This window comes from Natronococcus jeotgali DSM 18795, from assembly GCF_000337695.1.
GTDB classification, from domain to species: domain Archaea; phylum Halobacteriota; class Halobacteria; order Halobacteriales; family Natrialbaceae; genus Natronococcus; species Natronococcus jeotgali.
This window is the reverse complement of sequence record NZ_AOIA01000097.1, coordinates 1-2,716: the sequence shown is the minus strand read 5'-3', so window position 1 is coordinate 2,716 and position 2,716 is coordinate 1. Positions and strand designations below refer to the sequence as shown.

Below are 2,716 nucleotides of genomic sequence, written 5' to 3'. Positions count from 1 at the left end.
GAACACGAGTTTGGACAGAGCTGGTCGACGACGGGGCTTGCAGGTCATCCCGATGCTGCCGGTACGACGCTTTACCAGAACGTGATCTGCGGCCCTTGGCCCGACAACGGACTGTATGTCCAGGGTGGTGGACGCCAGATCGTCAAAGACTGCGTCTGCTCGAACTCCGGGACGTCGAACATCCGATTCAACGATACGGGCAACTGGGAGCCTATTCCCGAGATCGATGGCGACGGCGTGGCCTACGAGCAGTCGACCGTCGAAGGCTGTACGGTGATTATCGACCGGATGCCCTCCGGCGTCCACTCCGCCCAGCGCTCGATCTGGCACTACGACGGACCCGGTATNCCCGGTATGATCCGTGACTGCGATGTGACGGTCGCCTACGAAGACGACGCCAGCGGCGCGGGTGGGAACTACGCGATCGGGACGCGCTCTGGCGTGACCGAGTCGGTGATCGAGAACTGTCGCATCAATCTCCTCAAGCCCGCGGATGCCTTCTACTCGGGGACGTCGGCCCCGGTAACGCTTCGGGACATAGTGATTCAAACTGAGGGATGGGATGCTGGGTCCGAGCCGACGGACGTGATGAGTGGGAACACGCCGATGCTCGAGAACGTGACGTTGAACGGAGAGTAAGATGCGGGGAGTGTGTCCTAGAATTCTTCTCGTCCCCTTCAAAGTGACCGAAGTGATAGATACAGGGCAAGTGAGTAACGAACTCGCGAATAGCGATTAGTCAATATCACCCTCTGATTTCTTTTCATCAAACCTCGGCCCCTTCTTTACAATCTGCTCATCCCTGTCATACCTCACTAATCCCTCCTGCTCTAATTCAGAAAGAGAATAGTGAGACAGTTGAAGGCGGAGTTTTGCTACATCTTCATTCGCAGACGGTGGATCGGTTCGTAGCTCGTCTTCGGGTGTGTTGTTCTTGTTCATGAGCCATCAGAGTAAGAACCTGAACACGGATTAACTCCTGAGTTTTTCACTGAAACCTGCTGTTTTGATTAACTGGATAACATCTGTGGCTGTTCAGTACGCACGCTCTCTCTATCAGCTGGTTCGTTAGAGGTCAGGGTGAAAACAATTCTGTAGGGACGATTCTATGACACGCTCTACGGGGTTCTAGAGAAGGCGGTCTCTCGAGACACAACACTCGTCCGAACAGTTATATACTACAAGATTTGTGTGTGTTATAACCATGAATTTCATACTTCGCGCAAACGCGGCGGCGGTCCGGCTGGTAGCGGCCGTGACGCTCTACGCAGCGATCGTACTGCTGTTGGACGGCCACATCGCGGGCCCGATCGTCATCGGCCTGTCAGCGGTGATCCTCTACCTGATGGCGGGGACGGCCCAGGCGGGCGGCCTCCGAAGGTTCTCCGCGGGGATGATCTACTTCATCCTGCTTGTGATGGGCGCTGGCCTGATCGCCAGTTGAACCGTCCTCCGAATAAAAATAGACCGCTACGTTACGACGAAACGTCGACGATCGTCGTCCCTCCGAAGTAGGTTCCTCGCGATCGCGATCGTTCTACGACCTCGCCTTCGAACCGGACTGTCGCCGTCACCTCGAGTACGTCGCCCGCCATACCGAGTCGGACGGGGACGTCGATCTCCTCATCACGCCATTCGCTCTCGAGCTCGGCGATATCTGAGTAGGTCCCGTTATCGGAGTACTGCGACGAGACGTCGAACCCTAGGACAGGGCTGTTGGTCTCAAACACCCGTTCCCCACCGACGGTGAGTGGGAGGGTGGTGTAGAAGTCACCCCTCCTGTCGCCGTTGACGTTGATCTGGAACCCGTTCCCATCACTGTTAGATTCGCCGAATGGGAGCTGCACGTCGACGGCGTCGTGGGTAACATCGATATCGCGGATAATATCGGGCCCGCTGCCCTCGTTGGCGACCACGACCTCGAGAAAGATCTCGGAATTGCGCTCGACGGCACGGAGATCGACGATCTCCGTCTCGGGCTCGAGAGTCAGTTCGTGCTGGTGGTCGGTATCTCCCTCGCGGGCCGTCACTGTATACTCGCCGGGCTGGTACATCCAGTCGACGCTGTTCCAGCTCATANCATATTGACTAGCGGGAACGAGACCTTTGTCTGGCCTGGCGAGACTGACGTCTCGTTGACGACCTCGCCACCAGTCGTGAGCGTCACGTTGGAGATGTCGGTATCGTCGGCGATGACAATCTCGAGGGTACCCTCGTTGGTGTCGACTGATTCGAACACGTCGTTCTCGGGACCAATCCCTGCGGTACAGCCGGCGAGACTGGTCGCCACCAACGTGGCTCCGCCTGCGACGAGCTCTCGGCGGCCGAGACGGTAGCTACTCATGGCTCTCACCTTTCCGCATCTGTTCTTTGAGATCGCGAACGGCGAATAGGAGCATCCCTTTCCAGGTCAGCCCGTTTCGCTTGCGGAGCGCATTCAGTTTCGAGTGTTGGCCAGCATCTGGATCGAGATCACCCGGAGCCTCGAGATTACGGTAGGCGTGAACCAATAGTCCGCGCCAGGTTAGTCCTTGGTCGTTCTTTACGCGCGTGAACTCGTCGTACTGATCGGCCGGTACCTTGAGTGAGACATAGCTGGTATCGTCGCCGTCGGGGATCTCGATATTGATCGATTTCCGCTCTGTTGAGTCAGAGTCATCTGCCATCGAGACCACCTACAATAGTTCGACCGGCCGTAGCCGGCGGGAGACTGCCT

4 protein-coding genes are annotated in these 2,716 nt (G+C 57.2%); 1 reads left to right on the top strand and 3 read right to left on the bottom strand.

The genetic code is table 11. The features are described from left to right. Positions 1-735: 735 nt before the first annotated feature. Entirely contained in the window at positions 736-942 is a 207-nt protein-coding gene (locus tag C492_RS23695; RefSeq protein WP_152424882.1) for a hypothetical protein, read from the bottom strand. Between the two features lie 262 nt (positions 943-1,204). Between C492_RS23695 and C492_RS10475 the strand changes: the two genes are divergently transcribed. Beyond that, on the top strand, positions 1,205-1,444 hold the full coding sequence (locus tag C492_RS10475; RefSeq protein WP_008423231.1) for a hypothetical protein: 240 nt from the start codon (positions 1,205-1,207) through the stop codon (positions 1,442-1,444). Between the two features lie 31 nt (positions 1,445-1,475). Here C492_RS10475 and C492_RS10470 read toward each other — a convergent pair whose 3' ends face one another. Both C492_RS10470 and C492_RS10460 read right to left on the bottom strand, forming a co-directional pair. Next, positions 1,476-2,078 carry a hypothetical protein gene (locus tag C492_RS10470; RefSeq protein ID WP_008423228.1) on the bottom strand — a complete coding sequence of 201 codons (603 nt, stop codon included), beginning with the start codon at positions 2,076-2,078 and terminating at the stop codon, positions 1,476-1,478. Between the two features lie 258 nt (positions 2,079-2,336). Continuing rightward, a complete protein-coding gene (locus C492_RS10460) occupies positions 2,337-2,666 on the bottom strand; it encodes a hypothetical protein (RefSeq protein ID WP_008423224.1) in 330 nt (109 codons plus the stop codon). Positions 2,667-2,716 lie beyond the last annotated feature (50 nt).